The 16,539-nt window shown below is 59.5% G+C and carries 13 protein-coding genes and 2 tRNA genes; 9 read left to right on the top strand and 6 right to left on the bottom strand.

Going from position 1 to position 16,539, the window contains the following annotated elements:
• Positions 1-41 precede the first annotated feature (41 nt).
• Positions 42-1,271 (top strand): hypothetical protein, encoded by a 1,230-nt coding sequence (locus KK137_RS09880; protein WP_214536274.1) that lies wholly within the window; start codon positions 42-44, stop codon positions 1,269-1,271.
• A 374-nt stretch (positions 1,272-1,645) separates the two neighbouring features.
• Positions 1,646-2,518: a hypothetical protein gene (locus tag KK137_RS09875; protein ID WP_214536273.1), complete on the top strand. Its 873-nt coding sequence runs from the start codon at positions 1,646-1,648 to the stop codon at positions 2,516-2,518.
• A 149-nt stretch (positions 2,519-2,667) separates the two neighbouring features.
• Here the strand turns inward: KK137_RS09875 and KK137_RS09870 are convergent, their stop codons facing one another.
• On the bottom strand, positions 2,668-5,028 hold the full coding sequence (locus tag KK137_RS09870; RefSeq protein ID WP_214536272.1) for a hypothetical protein: 2,361 nt from the start codon (positions 5,026-5,028) through the stop codon (positions 2,668-2,670).
• 800 nt (positions 5,029-5,828) lie between these two features.
• Between KK137_RS09870 and KK137_RS09865 the strand changes: the two genes are divergently transcribed.
• The 3 genes from KK137_RS09865 to KK137_RS09855 are packed head-to-tail and all read left to right on the top strand — an operon-like array spanning position 5,829 to position 8,198.
• Entirely contained in the window at positions 5,829-6,161 is a 333-nt protein-coding gene (locus KK137_RS09865) for a DUF3489 domain-containing protein (protein ID WP_250893812.1), read from the top strand.
• On the top strand, positions 6,158-6,601 hold the full coding sequence (locus KK137_RS09860; RefSeq protein WP_214536271.1) for a DUF2924 domain-containing protein: 444 nt from the start codon (positions 6,158-6,160) through the stop codon (positions 6,599-6,601). The genes KK137_RS09865 and KK137_RS09860 overlap by 4 nt, the downstream gene beginning before the upstream one ends.
• Positions 6,594-8,198, top strand: a complete 1,605-nt coding sequence (locus tag KK137_RS09855; RefSeq protein WP_214536270.1) for a recombinase family protein — start codon at positions 6,594-6,596, stop codon at positions 8,196-8,198. The genes KK137_RS09860 and KK137_RS09855 overlap by 8 nt, the downstream gene beginning before the upstream one ends.
• 198 nt (positions 8,199-8,396) lie before the next feature.
• Here the strand turns inward: KK137_RS09855 and KK137_RS09850 are convergent.
• Positions 8,397-8,472: transfer RNA gene (locus KK137_RS09850), tRNA-Thr, on the bottom strand.
• 87 nt (positions 8,473-8,559) lie between these two features.
• Positions 8,560-10,032: an FAD-dependent oxidoreductase gene (locus tag KK137_RS09845; protein WP_214536269.1), complete on the bottom strand. Its 1,473-nt coding sequence runs from the start codon at positions 10,030-10,032 to the stop codon at positions 8,560-8,562.
• A gap of 112 nt (positions 10,033-10,144) precedes the next feature.
• On the opposite strand from KK137_RS09845, the gene KK137_RS09840 reads away from it, so the two are divergent.
• Positions 10,145-10,218 (top strand) — tRNA-Cys (locus KK137_RS09840).
• A 204-nt stretch (positions 10,219-10,422) separates the two neighbouring features.
• On the opposite strand, the gene KK137_RS09835 is transcribed toward KK137_RS09840, so the two are convergent.
• Positions 10,423-10,905 carry a DUF2141 domain-containing protein gene (locus tag KK137_RS09835; RefSeq protein ID WP_250893811.1) on the bottom strand — a complete coding sequence of 161 codons (483 nt, stop codon included), beginning with the start codon at positions 10,903-10,905 and terminating at the stop codon, positions 10,423-10,425.
• Between the two features lie 201 nt (positions 10,906-11,106).
• On the opposite strand from KK137_RS09835, the gene KK137_RS09830 reads away from it, so the two are divergent.
• From KK137_RS09830 to KK137_RS09820, 3 genes are all read left to right on the top strand, one after another.
• A complete protein-coding gene (locus KK137_RS09830; protein WP_214536268.1) occupies positions 11,107-11,634 on the top strand; it encodes a pyridoxamine 5'-phosphate oxidase family protein in 528 nt (175 codons plus the stop codon).
• A gap of 167 nt (positions 11,635-11,801) precedes the next feature.
• A complete protein-coding gene (locus tag KK137_RS09825; protein WP_214536267.1) occupies positions 11,802-12,350 on the top strand; it encodes a lipocalin family protein in 549 nt (182 codons plus the stop codon).
• Between the two features lie 135 nt (positions 12,351-12,485).
• Positions 12,486-14,585, top strand: coding sequence for a PAS domain-containing protein (locus KK137_RS09820; protein WP_214536266.1), 2,100 nt, complete (start codon positions 12,486-12,488; stop codon positions 14,583-14,585).
• Between the two features lie 424 nt (positions 14,586-15,009).
• Here the strand turns inward: KK137_RS09820 and KK137_RS09815 are convergent, their stop codons facing one another.
• The gene (locus KK137_RS09815; RefSeq protein ID WP_214536265.1) at positions 15,010-15,267 is read right to left on the bottom strand and encodes a hexameric tyrosine-coordinated heme protein; all 258 of its coding nucleotides are present in this window, start codon (positions 15,265-15,267) and stop codon (positions 15,010-15,012) included.
• A 95-nt stretch (positions 15,268-15,362) separates the two neighbouring features.
• Positions 15,363-16,262, bottom strand: a complete 900-nt coding sequence (locus tag KK137_RS09810; protein ID WP_250893810.1) for an alpha/beta fold hydrolase — start codon at positions 16,260-16,262, stop codon at positions 15,363-15,365.
• Positions 16,263-16,539 lie beyond the last annotated feature (277 nt).

Here is a 16,539-nt window from a genome sequence, read left to right as displayed (position 1 = left end):
GCGGATTTTGTTAAGCACTCATCGTACTCTAATATGGGCGCATGACGACAAAGACCTTCACTTGGGAACGCGGCCCCTTTGACACTTGCTGGAAATGCGGAGAAAAAGAAGCATTCGGCATCTTGTCGGTCGGCGGTGATCGCGTGGTCAAGCGCTGCACGAAGTGTCGCCACTCCCATGCCGAAACGCTGCCCGATCTCGACAAGAAGGTTATCTACTTGGATCAGTTCGCATTCAGCGAACTGCACAAGGTGCGGTCCGGCACGCGGCGACCAGACAAGTGGAGCGACTTTTGGGCGCAGGTTGATGACCTGCTGACGCGGGCGGTTCTGCTGCAGCAGGCGGTGCTTCCCCACTCTGACATTCATCATAAGGAGACAATCGTTAGTCCGTTCGCAGGTGCACTGCGCGACACGCAGGAAGCTATTGGGGGGGACATCGAGTTCGTGAGCACGAACGACATCCAGCTCAGCCAGATCGAGGAATTCGCTAGGGCGTTTTTTGCTGGTGACGATCCTCGGGTGACTTTCGACGTTGACGACGTCTTGGAAGGCGATCGCAACTCCTGGCTGCCTGATATGCGCATTACCGTAGGCATGGATTGGTCAAGCTTCGTTCCCGACACCCGTAAGGGCCGGGACGAAACGCATGCGAGCGTCGCGAGCTTGATAGAAGGCTGGCGAAAAGCGGGAGACGGCTTCGATGAGGTGCTCGAGCGCGAATTCGGTGCCTACCTTGCCAGTCGACAGGACGCGCTACGGCATTCAATGAAACGGTTTGAACAGGGGCTGGCCGAGAACGACCTCTTCGCTCTTGCCGAGTTCAGCCATGGTTTCGTTCAGCGGGAGATAGAGCTGGTGCGGCGTCACGCGCGCAAGGCCGGAGTTGTCGAAGATCGCCTGACAGGGGCCACCACGGAGTTCTGGAACTGGAATGGAAACCGCGAGCAGCCATTCGCGAAAATTTCGGCGTACCTGTTCGCATCGTTGGCCGCCCAATTCAAAGGGGGTCGGTCCAAGATGCCGACCCCCGGTCTTTTGAATGATATCAATGCGATTTCGGCATACGCACCTTACGTCGATGCTATGTTGGTCGACAACGAATGCGCCGAACTATTGCGCCATGGTCGCTGTCTCAAAGAGCTATCCTATAAGGCGCGCATCTTCTCGCTAAGCAGCGCGACCGCCTTTATCGATTATCTGCGAAGCGTCGTGGACCTTACCCCCGTCAATGTCGGTCGCGAGGCGTCGCAACTCTACGGAATTGGCTGACCCGCGGCCGATATACCGTAGCCGCATTCGGCCGGACGTATAGCCTCTGGCTTGAAGACATTGGAGGCAAGTTCGTATTCGTAGAACACCAAGGGAACGACCGCTTTTGAGCGCTGGCAACAGTTGCTTGAATGGCGGCATCGGGCGGTTATGGCCGATAGCGGTCGGTCCGGTTTCGGTGCGAGAGCGGAGTGAAGCAGATCGACAGCTATCGGCAAGCCTTGCATCGTTGGGACAGGACACGCTGTTCCTGAGCTACGGAGTGACGCTCGAATCGGCTGATTACGCGGTCCGGACACCGATCGAGAAAAGGCCTGTTCTGATTTTGCTCCACATCGCTTGCACAGCGATCGCCGGGAAGGCTTAATGCGGGAATGGCGGGAGCTCCAAGCGAAGACGAGATCATGGCCGCGATCAGAGCGTCGGGCTACCTCATGGAACAGGAGGTTGCGACGCAACTCGAGGGGCGCGGCATGCATGTTCGCACGAACGTTGCATTCGAGGATTCCGAGGAGGGGAAGTCGCGGGAAATCGACGTGACGGCCATCACCCGGGTCGCTGTGGACGAGGATGCGAAAGTAGGTGCGCTCGTCGAATTGCTGGTCGAATGCAAGAACAGTTCCAATCCGTTCGTGTTCATCGCCAGGCCGAAGAACGAGGCCGACCGGCGGAGCAAGCCTGAGGAGTTCGTCTTCCCCTTCGAATACAAGATGAAGAAGGACTTGAGCGCTGGCCGAAGCACGTATCGGACGTTCCCGGCCTTCAATCACCTGGGCTTCGACAAGGTCTTTGACGGGCATGTGAAGCCGTGGAAGGCGGTTCAGTTCTGCCGGATCGACCGGAACGGCAAGGGCTGGCACGCAAACCACGGTGGTCTCTATGACGCCATTTTCTATCCCATGGCTAAGGCGTTGAACGCTCGGCGCAAAGAGCGGCCGAAGGGATCGCAACCTCAGGATTGGCGTTACATCTGGCTATATTTTCCACTTGTCGTCACTTCGGGTGACCTCTTTCTGGTGGACACGAGTGCAGACGAGCCACGGCCCGAGCCTGTCGACCACGTGTCTTTCCAGCGCGAACTAAAGTCGGCGAAGCTGTCCGGAACCTTTATGGTGACATTCGTCCGCCAGCAGGCGCTCGAGAAGTTCATGGCCGACGTGGTGGATCCGCTTTCGGAGCTGTGCCGTGACCTGATTGAGCGCCGCCTGGCGTTCCTAAAAGACACGGAGCTGCCTTGGGCCGAGTAGGCTGGAGGGCCATCGGCTGGAAGCGGGCTGTCAGGTTTTAAGGACGATTCTACCGGCACTGCCATCGGCGGCCGGCTCAGGATTGTGAAGCCAACCGGTAATCGAAAACTTCTGACAACCGCAGGCGCTGCACTTGATTCGTTCTCCCTTTAGCTATTCGCCGCCTGCGTTTTGCGCTTCGCTCTTCCCTGCGAAGATTTCGATCGGGACTGTTGATTGGCCGATGTCCACACCCGCCTCCGTGGCCCGTACTGAAGGTCGGCGACGACTTCAGGCTCCATTTCGAGGTGCAATTCCTGGGTGGCAGCGGCAAGGGTAGGAAAGTCAAAAATATGCTGGTGACGCAAAAACGCTTCTTTCGCTCGCCCTCCAGCCTCCTTCCAATCGTGAGATAACGGTCCGTCGCCAAACAACTCCAGGCCGGTCAAGACGATCAGTGGCGACGGACGAGGGAGCGACCAGCCCCACGCTGCTAGCTCCCTCAAGCGCGACAATTCATCCGTCGACAGGCGGTCCTTCATGCTCGCTGTGATCAAGTAGGCGCCAGGGATCAATTCCGCGAGATGTTTGAGGTTATTTATATCGGCATCCTTGAAGCTATCTGACCCAAGGCTTTTGCACTCGCCGATGAGTGTTAGCGGGCTACGTGACGCACGGCTGAAACCATCCGCAGAACGCCAAGCGTAGAAATCGGCTTCCTTCGTAACCCCATCTTTGCTGAGCTCGATACCGGTCGAGAATGTCAAATTGCCGAACGAACCGAGTTCGTCGTCTAGGAAACGCAACGCCAGAGCGACGGTATAGGCACCGCGAGCAAAATGCGGCGTCGCAAACGGCCCAATGACCCGATATGCCCAGTTCGCTGCTTTGCTGTTTCCTTGAGGAAACAGGAATTGCTTGAGACACCGTGAGCAGCGGATGTGACTTTCTACTTCGTCGATGCTGTACCAGTTTGCCTGGGTACAATGGGTGCAGTTTAGGGAAAGACCCAATCGTAGCATCCCACGCTCAACCAGAGTGTCGAGGGTGCGCCACCTGCCCCAAGTCCTTTTTTGCAGCGGCCCGAGCACTTTAAGCCATTCCTGCACGGTAGCGGTTCGATCACCAAACTCGTCGCTCGATCCGTCCGAGTACTCCCGTCGATTTCGAGCCATTTTGTCGAGTAATTCGACAATACGTTTGTCACGAAACGCATGAGTGCCGCCCAGGCCGCCAACAGATTCGATGATTTGCTCCGCCACTCGGCCGGCATCGGATGGTTTCGCCTCGATACCGTCTGCAGCCAACCAACTCGTAATCGCTTGGGCTGGAGATGGGAGTTCAAGGTAGGCTTCGTCATGCGCGAATTGCTGAAAAGTCACAAAGCCTTCGCGCGACACGAATTGCTTGCCCAACCCGACGCTCGGGTAGCGCCTTTTTCCTTCAAATCCGGCCGATGGCAGAACCAAGGCGATATCGGGCTTCGCGCTGTATTGCTTCACAGCAACCGTGTTTACCCACTTCGGGCCTGCTCCGATCGCTCCTCCGTCGAATTCTGGGGCGAGCGTTGGGAAGCGAAGCATAATTCGTCCCTCGCCTGTTGGAGTGATCTGAATGTCGCGCTCAAGGGCCGAGAGGATCGACGCTGTCGGACGCAAGACGCGATCATCGTCATCCCAAGCCTGCCAAACAGGTTGATACCAATCTTGGAAGGTGCAGCTGTTTTTCGGCAGTTCGAACTCGGTAAGGTTGAGCTCGTCGATCACACTCTTTAGGTCAAGCGACCGCGCTATGTGAATCGACGCATTGATCATCACCCCGTTTCGGTTTCCTGGTAGGGGTCGATAATTCTGCCTGATGAATCTCCCGATGAACTCTCGCGACTGAGCAAGCCAGCGACTGTTTACCGGCAAAGCGGTTGGAGTAAAAATCCGGAAATTCCAAAAGTCGATGACATCTGAAGGCTTTGACGGGTCGAAGATGAAGATCGCTGGATTTGATCGGTGCCCGGACTGCACCTCCATGTCTCGGCAAGTGTAATAGAGCGGATATCCGGCCCTTCTTTCAACAATCTCAAGCCAAGTTTGGGCTGATGGAGCCGCTTCTTCTGTTTCCAGGCTGCGACAATAAAGTTCAGAGAAATAAGGGAGCTCTTCCTTCGGAAAATATCCGAAGGCAGCTTCAAAGAAAGCTGTATCTGCCTTGGATCCTTCGCGAAAGCTCAGGATTCGGGGCTTCTTTCGTTTCTTGAACTGAAATTCGGTCTTGAAGAGGTGTTGGTATCGGCAGCACATATTCAAACCAACATCGAGATCGGCTTCCATTCCCGCTTCCCGCCTGATTACTCGATCGAGTGAATAATATCGCCTCTTCTCGAAGGACTGACCATCATCAAGACCCAATCTCTCAAACTGATCGGGCCGCGTTTGTATTAAAACATCCGGCTCAAAGAAGCGCAGATAACCCTTTGACATATCGAGCGGCTTGATCTGAAAATGGTCCTGGCGCCATTGAGAGGGAAGCTGGCGCATAACTGGAATGATTGGACACATCTGTCCGCCCCACATGGTCGTAGCTAGCCGCAGCACGCTCGATATAGCTGCTTGATCGCTAGGACTTACTAAGAACCCGACCCGAACGGGCCGCAGGTTAATCTTGGCGTTTACGGGTTCCAGTGGTTAGCTCCCAACAACAACGGTGCCACGATGGAGCCCTTCGCGTCTATCGGGCTGGCCGAGTAAACCGTGCAATGCTCGACAGCCTTCGACATTTCAACTTCAGCCCATCAGCTTTCCAACATCCAGCGTAACCGTTCGGATTTGGCGAAGACATCCGTTTCTAGAACGTGAAACGTCTACCTTCGTGAACCCATTTATTGCGGCCGCTTATGGGATCGCGTCGCACCTCGCTGAATGACCAACTTGGGCGCGAAGCTGCCTTAGAGCTCCAGAGCCCGTACAGCCCTGACCAATTCGTCCATCTTCTCGATCGCGTTAGCTAACTGAGCGAGTGAATCCGTTCTCGCACCGTTCCTGAGAGAACCGACACTCAGGGCGATAACGCAGGCGTCTTCCATTAAGATGCCTATCCGCGTGCAAAGAAGCGTGACCAATTCGGCCGTGTCGTCGTCCATGGCGGACACCACGCCGAGACCTGTCTGACAAGTCCACAACCAGCTTTCGACATCTCGCGACTTTTCCATTCGACTTCGCTGTCGAACCGAGCATTGGAGAAGTGCGCCAGAAGATGCGGCGTTCGCCCTGGCCGGCACGACTGGCGGGGCTTCAGGTGGTGGGAACAGCAACGGTGCTGTCCCGATGGAGGATCACCGATGACCCCGACTGCCAAACCCAAACGCCAATTCGCGCGGATGCCCAAGGCTGAAGCAACCCTAGGAAGTGCTGCTCCCCAAACGCCGCCCAAAGCGGCAGCCTGCGACTCCGCATCCCTTGCCCCCAATCCCGCCAGCAAAGCGATGCGCATTACTCTGCTCATGCAGCGGCCTGAAGGTGCAAGCCTTGACGAGATGGTCGCTGAGACCAGCTGGCTGCCTCATACCGTGCGCGCGGCTCTGACTGGGCTTCGCAAGAAGGGGCACAAAATCGCAAAGTCCAAGGTCGACGAGGTGACTCGCTACACGATTGCCCCGGCATCCTTGTCATGAGCTGTTTCAATATCGACCTGGCCGGGCTGGCGAGCCTTTCGCCGGCCCAATTGCGAGCCGAATGGCATGTTCAGTTTCGCACCGTAGCGCCGCCCATCGGTCCCGACCTTTTGCGAAGAGCCATTGCTTGGAAGCGGCAGGCACGCGTTTATGGCGACCTGCCGACACCCGCCAGGAAAGCGATCGAAGCAGCCCTGGCACAACTCGAACGAACCGGTCGAGTCGAGGCAGCCGCGCTTCGCATCAAACCGGGCACGCGGCTGGTCCGGCGATGGCATGGAAAAACCCATCATGTGCTCGTGCTAGAGGACGGCTTCGAACACGACGGTCGCCGCTATGTGAGCTTGTCGCAGATCGCTCGCGCTATTACCGGCGCTCACTGGTCGGGACCGAGGTTCTTCGGTCTGCGCAAGAATGCGTCGGACGGCGGCGATGACTGAACGCAAACGCTGCGCGATTTATACCCGCAAGTCGACCGAGGAAGGACTGGAGCAGGCCTTCAATAGCCTCGATGCGCAGTACGAGGCATGTTCCGCGTATATCTTGAGCCAAGCTCACGAGGGCTGGGAACAGGTGCGCGAGCGCTACGATGATGGCGGCTGGTCTGGTGGTAACATGGACCGGCCAGCGCTCAAGCAACTGTTGCAGGATGTCGAAGCAGGTCGGGTCGATATCATCGTCGTCTACAAGGTCGATCGGCTGACACGCAGCCTCGCGGACTTCGCGCGGATTGTCGACACGCTGGACAAGGCCGGCGCTTCCTTCGTGAGTGTGACCCAGGCGTTCAACACCACCAACAGCATGGGCCGGCTGACCCTCAATGTCCTGCTCTCCTTCGCCCAGTTCGAGCGCGAGGTCACGGGCGAGCGCATTCGCGACAAGATCGCCGCCTCGAAGCGCAAGGGTATGTGGATGGGTGGCCCGGTGCCGCTCGGTTATCGGGTGGAGGATCGCCGCCTGGTGATCGAGTCCGATGAAGCACGGACAGTGCAAATCATCTTCGAACGGTACGCCGCGTTGGGATCCATCCAGACCGTCGCGGATGAACTGAACGGGCAAGGTCTGCGCACAAAGGTAAAGCGCTTGCGCGATGGCCGGGTGCAGGGCGGGGTGAAGTTCAGTCGCGGTCCCTTGTCGCAGCTGCTCAAGAATCCAGTCTACATCGGCAAAGTGCATCACAACGGCGAGCTCTACGAGGGACAGCACGAGGCGATCATCAGCGCCGTTCTGTGGGAAGATGCGCAGCGCATTCGCAACACAAATGGGAGCGAGCGGAAGCTCGGCACGAAGTTGCTCGCGCCCAGCTTGCTTACAGGGTTGATCACCGACCCCGACGGCCGCGCCATGACCCCCTCGCACTGTGTGAAAGGGGCGCGTCGATATCGGTACTACATCTCGCGCGATGACGAAGAGCAATCGCGGGCAAGTCTGTGCCGCGTTCCGGCCCGAGAACTGGAAACCGTCGCTCTGAGCGGATTGAAGACGTTGCTTCTCCGGCGGGCCGAATGCGCATTGATCGAGGGCAGTGTAAGCGAAGATGAGTTCGAGGGTGCTGTGGATGTCGCCACGAATCTCGTTGCCCTATCGATCCCCGAGCAGCGCGCTGTCGCACTCGAGGTGGGATTGAGTGTGCGCCTTTCCGAAACAGCGATTTCGCTCCACTTGGCGGCGGGAGAGGGCGAGCTTCGACTTGACCTGCCGGCACGGCTGGTGCGCCGGGGCCATGAGTTAAGACTTGTCCTGGCACCAGACCACCACACACCCGGTCGCTCGCCCGATCCGGTGCTGCTCAAGCTCCTGGTTCAAGCAGCGGCTGCGCAGCGAATGATCGTCTCGGGAGAGGATCGGCCAACTGTCGCTCGGTATGGCAAGCGGCACCTTTGGCAGCTGCTGCGGATCAGTTGGCTGGCCCCCGATATCACGAATGCCATTATCGAAGGCAGGCAACCGGTCGAGTTGACCGGGCGCACTCTTCTGCGGGCCACGAACATTCCGCTCGACTGGAGTGAACAGCGCGCCTTCTTCGGTTTCGCCTAAGCGCCCCCGGCGTATCGAATCTGGAATCCGCAAATTGCCGAGCAGAGATATCGGCCTGAATTGGACGTCGTTCGGCGGGCCGAAAACGTCTCTGCTCAGTGTGCGTCGACCATTCGCAGAGCTAACTGACGGAAGTGTCGCGCTGATTTCGCTCGAAGGAGCGCCAAAGTGGCGCCAGTGCCGAAGTGTGGGACTGAGTGGTGCCGCTTACGTGACTCGAACACGTGACCCCATCATTACGAATGATGTGCTCTACCAACTGAGCTAAAGCGGCACTGCGGCGGGCCCTTATCGGCCTTGGGCGTGACCTGCAATGCCTGAGATAGCGGAGGTCCCCGGAAATAGTGATCCGGCAGCCCTGCTACTCGGCGGCTTCGGCGTGTCCGGCAGCGGCGACCGCAGCATCGTCACTGAGGTGGGCACCTTGCTGGCGCAAGATGGATCGCACTTCGTTAACGTCGACTTCGCGTGGCTGAACGCCGCGATTGGCGGCGACGGCGGCGCCGACGCCGGCAGCATGGCCGGTCAGCCAGCACTGGGGAATCTCGCGCATGAAGCCGTGGCTGTTGGCGTCGCAGCTAATGTGCCGGCCGGCCGCGAGGAGGCCATCCAGGGCACGAGGGACGAGGCTGCCGTAGGGTACCGAGACCACCGGGAACTTCGGACTGATCGACGGGCTCACGCCCACCTCGTCGGCCGCCGCGGTGCCGTCGCCCCAGTTCTTGCGCTCGATACGGCCAATACCGGCGAGGCGCCGCGTGTGGCGCACGCCGAGCTGGCTTGCGCTCTGGAGGCTATAGACCGCCTCGAACCCCGGGGCATGGCGACGGAAGAACTGGCAGTGACCTTCCATCAGGCGGTGGCTGCGAATCTCGACCTCGGTCATGTCGTCGACGTCGAGGGCCGAAAGCCCGGACTGGCGCGGCCCCAGAAACAGCGCAATATCCTTGCGCCAGCTGACATAGGGCGTCTGGAAGAAGCCAAGCTCCTTGCGCCCCATCTCCATGAACTCACGCAGCTGGTCCGGGTTATGGATTTTCCAGTCGATCCATCGGTCCATGTCGACGCCGCCGAGCACCCAGCCGGTGTTCATCGAATGGTGGACGTCGCCCTCTTCTATGTCAGTATCGAACTCTGCCCCCGCGCGGGCGAACATGTCGCCGTCGCCTGTGGTGTCGACCACGACCTTGGCGAGAATCGCGTTCCGGCCGGCCTTCGACTCGAAGATCACGCCCCTGGCCGTGCCTTGCTCCACCAAGGGGCGCGCGGCCCAGGCGTGGAACACGATGCGCACGCCTGCCTGCAGCAGCATTTCCTGATTGTTGAGCTTCATCCGCTCCGGATCGAGGGTGGGGGCCCACTGGACGATGCCGTGGAACGCGGTGGTACGGTTCCCCCAGTACTGAACCTTCGCGGGGTCCTTGCTCCCCCAGTCGGCCATCGGCGGCCCGGCGACGCCGTCGCGCGGCATCCGCTCGATGAACTCGCGCGCGAAGCCCTGGATGACAGGGTTGCCTTGCCAGTCCGTCATGCGGTCGATCCACATGACGAGGCCGCCCGTGGAAAGCCCCCCAAGGCAGTTGTAGCGTTCGACCAGGGTCACGTCGGCCCCGGCCTTTGCCGCAGCCCAGGCCGCGGCGCAGCCGGCAGGGCCGCCCCCGATCACCACCACGTCGCATTGGTGATAAATGTCGATCTCTCGCGCGTCCTCGCGCAAAGTGCCGCCCTTTCGCGGCGGCGGGAGATTGCGGCCGGAGCTTTCGAATACGTCGGATCCGAGGAATCGCTCCTCGCTATGCCCAGCGATCCGTTGCATCTTCACTTCGTCGGCCATCGCATCCTCGCCCTATTTCGATAGCTCGCTAATCATTAACTGGCCTCACGGCAAGCCGAGGGTCGAATGTCCGTTGCGCCGCCGCCACCCTTTCGCTAGGGGCGCCCATTCCGGCCCGATGGCGGAGTGGTTACGCAGAGGACTGCAAATCCTTGCACGCCGGTTCGATTCCGGCTCGGGCCTCCACCTTTTGACGCTCCAAACTAACGATGTGAATCGTTAGGCGCGGAGTCCGGGCTCTCCGCACGGACAGAAGCCGCTATCCTCGCGATCTGAGCTATCCGCAAAGGGTTCGGACCATCTTACAGGCTTTTTTGTGGTTTTGAGCGACTGGGATCGGTCCTCCCCTCCGCGTGACGGTAGGCGGCCCGACTAAGGCAGCCTCAGGGACTAAAGGAGGTAACGCATCTTCACCACCTGCAGGTTCGGACCGGGCGTCAAAGTAAAACTGGCTTCGCCGAATTTGGGCGGGCCGAACCGCATCGGCGGGTTACCTGAAAAGCCAAACCCCTCTCGCGGGATTTTAGCGAACGTGTCGAGCTTTCCGTTGCCGTTCTCGTCGTGGATGATGGATAGCGCATAGGTACCGCTGGCCAAATGACGAAACGTCAACTCGCCCGCCTTGCTCGCCGCGACGCTCAGGCGATGGGCCCGAGCATCGGACTTGCAGTCGGGGAAGTTGGCTTGGTCCATCGTGAGGCAGACGTGGACCACTCCCTTGGCGTTGCGCAGTTGGGAGACTTCGACCCGAAGCTCAAATTCCTGAGGCTCGGCCGCCTGCGTTGCAACGGAAGTCGCCAAGATGCCGGTCAGCACGGCAGATCCAAACCCAAAAACGGGGATAAAGCTCATAGTAGCACCTGTGATCGCCATGATGTCTCTGGCCGTGCGCCACAGCTATCAGCCATTTGCCCACCCGACCATGAACCAGTCGCGAGGGCAGTAGGTCCTCGGGGCTCGCATGATGGACGGCATCACGCAAGGAACAGTTTCGGCTCCAGCAGGACGGGAACCAATCGGGAGTGCGAGGTATTCAGGAGCCCTGTCAAATCTAACGGCTTTGAGGCTCATGTCATGGTCAGTGCTAACGACGAATTGGATCTAAAGCGAGATTTCTGGAACGCGCTTGAGGAGAGCCAGACGCTAATGCTGGGTCTCGTCGGGGACAGTACGAAAATGCTCAGGCCGATGACCGCTCAAATCGATCGCTCGCCCCTAGATGAAAGCGATAGCTCAGCAGAAATCTATTTCTTTGCCTCGCGGGGGGAGGGTGTTGGCGCGAGCCTTTTGCAGGGTGGAAGCGGGAGCGATGCTATCGCCGCCTTCCAGTCGAAAGGACATGAGATTCTTGCCTCCATCCGGGGGAGCCTCTCTGTTGTCGAAGAACGCGCGACGGTCGATCGGCTTTGGTCACCTTTTGCTGAACTCTACTACGAAGAGGGAAAGGCAGATCCCAACCTGCTCTTGCTCCGACTGGATTCAGCCACCGCCGAGATTTGGCGAGCCGACGCGACCGGATTCTTCAAGTCTATCGCATTCAAGTTGCTCGGAAAGGATCCGGGCCGCGCAAATCCCGAGGACCGAGGTGCGATCTCCATTTAACGAGACGAAGAGCTGCCGGAGCCAGCCTCTCGTTCGCTTCGCTTGATGGTCGCGTCAGGCGAACGCCAACCGTCTTGTTGGCCAGGGAGCGCAGGAGACGAGGCCCTGGCTAGCTGCAACCCGCGCGGGATCGGAACGTATTGTTCTCAGACCTTGAAGGAAATCCGATGAGAAAGGCGATTCTGGCGGGCGGCATGCTCGGCGCCACGATTTTGATGGCAGCTTCTGCTCTCGTCTCGCGGCGAGGGCCCGTGGGCAACAAATCGGTTCCGGAACCGGCAAAACCTGTCGCCCTCGAACCTTACATGGGTCGGTGGTATGAGCAGTTCCGCTATGAAGCGTGGTTCGAAAGGGACCTCGATGCTGTCACAGCCGACTATCGACTGAACGGCGATGGCACGGTTACCGTCCTTAACAGAGGCCGAAAGGGTGGGCGCGGCGGGCGGATAAAGCAGTCCACCGGCAAAGCGAAAACTGCTGATAAAGTCACCAATGCTAAATTGCGTGTCGCATTCGTAATACCGTTCTACGGAGATTATTGGGTATTAGATCATGGCGACGATTATGAGTGGTCCATTGTTGGTGAGCCCTCGGGTCGTTATCTTTGGATGCTCACAAGAGAAGCGAATCCAAACCCGGAACTCTTGGAGCAGCTAAAAACTCGAGCGCAGGAGATGGGGTACGATCTTTCGACATTGAGAACTACCAAGCACTGATGGGCTGCCGCGAGGCTGACTTAGGCGCGGACGCGGGATATTCGCCGGCCTGCAAATCGGAAGACGAGGAACCGGCTTTTTTGTAGAGAGTTGCGATAAGGGTCCGACGGGGAACGGATCTGGGGGCGGCCAAAAATGCACGTTAGGTTAGAGAGCACCTGTTCGACGCCCGCTGAAGGCGCGTTCCTGGGTGACAGCGACACCGCCAGGCTAATCGCACAACGCGACTGGTCGGGAACCTCGATTGGCCCAATCGCGCAGTGGCCTCAGTGCCTCAGAGCGACCGTAAGTATCATGATGCATAGCACCGTTCCGATGGTGCTGTTGTGGAACGAAGACGGCGTCATGCTCTATAATGACGCCTACTCGCGCTTCGCGGGGGGGCGACATCCCGAGTTGCTCGGCACCAAGGTCCGCGAAGGCTGGCCCGAAGTGGCCGACTTCAACGACAACGTCATGCGGGTGGGCCTTGCCGGCGGAACCCTGTCCTACAGGGATCACGAGTTGACGCTACGGCGTCATGGCCATCCCGAGCAGGTATTCCTGGACCTCGCCTATTCGCCCGTGCTTGACGAGAGCGGCCGGCCGGGCGGCGTGCTATGCGTCCTGGCCGAGACGACCGAGCGGGTGCAATCACAGCGTCAGACTGAAACCGCCGAAGCGGCGCTGCGCGAAGCCAAGGAAACCCTTGAACGGCGGGTGCAAGAGACGCTGGCCGAACGCAACCTGCTGGCCGACGTGGTCGAGAGCACCGACGCCATCGTTCAGATCGTCGCGCTCGATTATACTTTTCTCGCAATCAATCGCGCGGCGGCCGATGAATACGAGCGCATGTTCGGCTTTCGTCCGAAAGCGGGCGACAACAAGCTCGATCTGTGCCGGGATCAACCCGCCTATTGGGCCATGGCCCACCGTCTGTGGGGACGTGCCCTTGCGGGGGAGGAGTTCGCCGAGGTGCACCATATGGTGGATCGCGGGGGCCAGGAACGCTCCTACGAGATGCGCTTCAATGTGCTGCGCGATGCCGAGGGCCGGCAGATCGGCGCCTCCCAGTTCGCGCATGAGATAACGGAGCGATTGAACGACCATCGGCGTTTGGCCGAAGCGCAAGACGCACTGCGGCAGAGCCAGAAGATGGAAGCCGTCGGCCAGTTGGTTGCGGGTCTTGCTCACGATTTCAACAACGTGCTGGGCGCGGTCATCGGTGCGCTCGACCTGATCGGCCGCCGGCCCGATGACGGGGATCGGGTACGCCGCTTTGCCGAAGCTGGCCTACAGGCTGCGGAACGCGGCTCTAAGCTGACATCGCAACTTCTCGCTTTTTCGCGTTCGCAAAGGATCGAACTGAAGCCGATTTTCGTGTGCGACGTGATCGAGAATTTGCGCGAGATGCTCACTCGGACACTCGGCCCGATGATCGAACTCGACTTCGGGCTCAATCCCGATCCGGTGCCCGTCCTCGCCGATGCCACGCAAGTCGAAATGACCGTCCTCAATCTCGCGCTCAATGCGCGCGACGCGATGCCCGAAGGCGGCCGTCTCAGCATTTCCACCAGCACTCGGTCGATCTCCGGTGACGCAGAGTTGGCCGACGGCGACTATGTCGAGTTGACCGTGGCGGACACCGGCACAGGAATGGACCGGCACACGTTGGCGCGGGCTATGGATCCCTTCTTCACCACTAAGCCGCTGGGGAAGGGGACTGGACTGGGCCTGGCACAAGTCTACGGGAGCATCCGACAGGCCGGAGGAGCCGTGCGTATCGAAAGCGTACCGGCCCAGGGCACGGCCGTGCGCGTCCTGCTTCCCCGTACCGATCTCATCTCTCATGGGCCCGAGAGCGGCAGCGTGGCCTCCTCGTCGAGCGAGCCCGGAAGAGGCCTTGTTCTTGTGGTCGACGATGATTTCGACATGAGGGGTATGATCGTGAACTCGCTTGAGACGCTCGGCTTCAGTGTGCTCGAGGCGGCAGATGGTGCGGCGGCTCTCGCGGTACTCGAGACAACGCGCCCTGACGCACTGGTCGTGGATTTCGCCATGCCCGGTATGACCGGCGCCGAACTCGCCGCGGCCGCTCGCGATCGTTATCCAGATATCCCTATCGTAATTGCCAGCGGCTACGCGGACAGCGCCTCGATCGAAAGGGCCGTAGGAACGAGCGCGCGTCTTTTGCGCAAACCCTTTCGCGTCGACGAACTCCTGAGCGCCGTGAGCGAAGCCATTCGCATGGGCTGAGCAGGAGTTTGATAGAAGCGCCGCGATCGTCGCTCGCCTTAAAGCGGGGCGTCTGCAAGCGACCCATGGGCGAGATCGACTCTTACCCGTTTTCCGTGGCCCCCCGGCGCTCGCGAGGCTTCCTGATCGAAGCCAACGCGGCCTTATGCCAGTTTACGATGCGTCGACTTCAAGCGGAAAGCGATCTTTCTCCCCGACGTACGGGCCGAAGGGCTACTCAAGCGAGGCACGGGAGATCGCTCGCGAAGCTGCGCGAGCTTCCTTCCTCACTCGGTAGGTCTGGTCACGTGGGGGCGGTCGTCCTAGCCTTCGCCTTCAAAAAATGTCGGTCTAACGGCTGAATGAGGAAGACCGTTTGCCGTTGCTCGGATTAATCCGATCAAATGGCAATTGCGTCGCCCTCGGAGCACTGTCGCCCCGAGCTCTAGACCGTTGCGCCGCGCCAGTAGCCGTTGGCGGCAGCAATAGTCGCGAACTCAACGGCGATGACGTGACTGGCGGCGATGAGTCCAAATGGGTCATGCGAATACTGGGCCCGACCATTCGTAAGGACCTCCAGTTCGTGTTGCATCGCATGGACGGAATGCCGAGCAAGTGTGATCGCAAGTGCTCTCCCGTCTTCGGGCGTGGCCGTGATCAGCGTGTTGTCGGGCACGAGTGGTGTGCTGGGTACTTGGGTCATATCGGACTCCCTCAGGTAAGCCGAAGCGCGGCCAGTCTTTCAGTCAGACGGGTGCTCTTGGCTGCTGTTGACGTACGTGGATTCTGGCGGTTGCTTCACGCCAAGGCAGAAGCCTCGGAGATGGCGTCACTGAACGCTCTGGGTGCTTCTTGAGGCAAATTGTGGCCTATGCCGCCTTGGATCAAGCGGTGGACATAGGGTCCCCTAAACTTGGCGGCATAGCTCGCAGGGTCGGGGTGTGGCGCCCCGTTGGCATCACCCTCGAGCGTGACGGTGGGGACCGTTATATCCGGCATTTGAGCCAAACGCAGCTCGTAGGGTTCCAAGCGAGGTTCGCCGGCGGTCAGGCCGAGCCGCCAGCGATAATTGTCGATCACGATAGCCACGTGATCGGGATTGTCGAATGCCCGGGCCGAGCGCTCGAAAGTGGCGTCCTCGAAGCTCCATTTCGGTGACGCGGTCTGCCAGATCAACCGAGCGAAATCCTGTCGATTGGCCTCATACCCGCGGCGACCGCGCTCGGTGGCGAAGTAGAATTGATACCACCACGCGAGCTCCGCGCGGGGCGCGAGCGGCGCTTGGTTAGCGGCCTGGCTACCGATCAGATAGCCGCTTACCGAAACATGCGCGCGGCACCTTTCAGGCCAGAGCGCGGCGACGATGTTCGCCGTTCGCGCACCCCAGTCGAACCCGGCGATGATCGCCTGCGGAATGGAGAGCGCATCCATCACGTCGATCACGTCGAGGGCCAACGCCGACTGCTGCCCGTTTCTCATTGTCTCTGTCGAGCGGAACGAGGTGGTCCCATAGCCCCGCAAGAACGGGACGATTACGCGAAACCCCCGCTGAGCCAGGTCCGGGGCCACTTCGGCAAAGCTGTGAATGTCGTAAGGCCAGCCGTGCAACAGGATCACCGGGGGTCCTTTCGAGGGACCAAATTCGGCATATCCCACATCGAGAACCCCGGCAGCGACTTGCTTTAGCGAAGCTGACATCGAGATTCCCGCGCTTTCTGTCTGGCTGACTGCAGGAGAACTGACCTGTACCGCCGCCAGTACGAAAGCAGACTGACCGAGAAAGTGGCGTCTATCACCGACGAAACTTGGGGGCATGGTTGGAGATCCTGTCACGGTTCGCCTTGCATCCTAATGCTCGGACGTACGGCTGGGAATGAGGACTTCGATTGCGGCTTCGAGGATGCCAGAGCCTTGCTTAACACCTTGGGCGACACAACCGGGCAAAACCCGGGACTGCGATTGCCGTGTGACCCTA

The sequence above is a fragment of the Croceibacterium selenioxidans genome (assembly GCF_018599195.1).
In the GTDB taxonomy this organism is placed as follows: Bacteria; Pseudomonadota; Alphaproteobacteria; order Sphingomonadales; family Sphingomonadaceae; genus Croceibacterium_A; species Croceibacterium_A selenioxidans.
The sequence above is the reverse complement of the archived record's forward strand: the minus strand, read 5'-3'. Positions and strand labels throughout refer to the sequence as shown.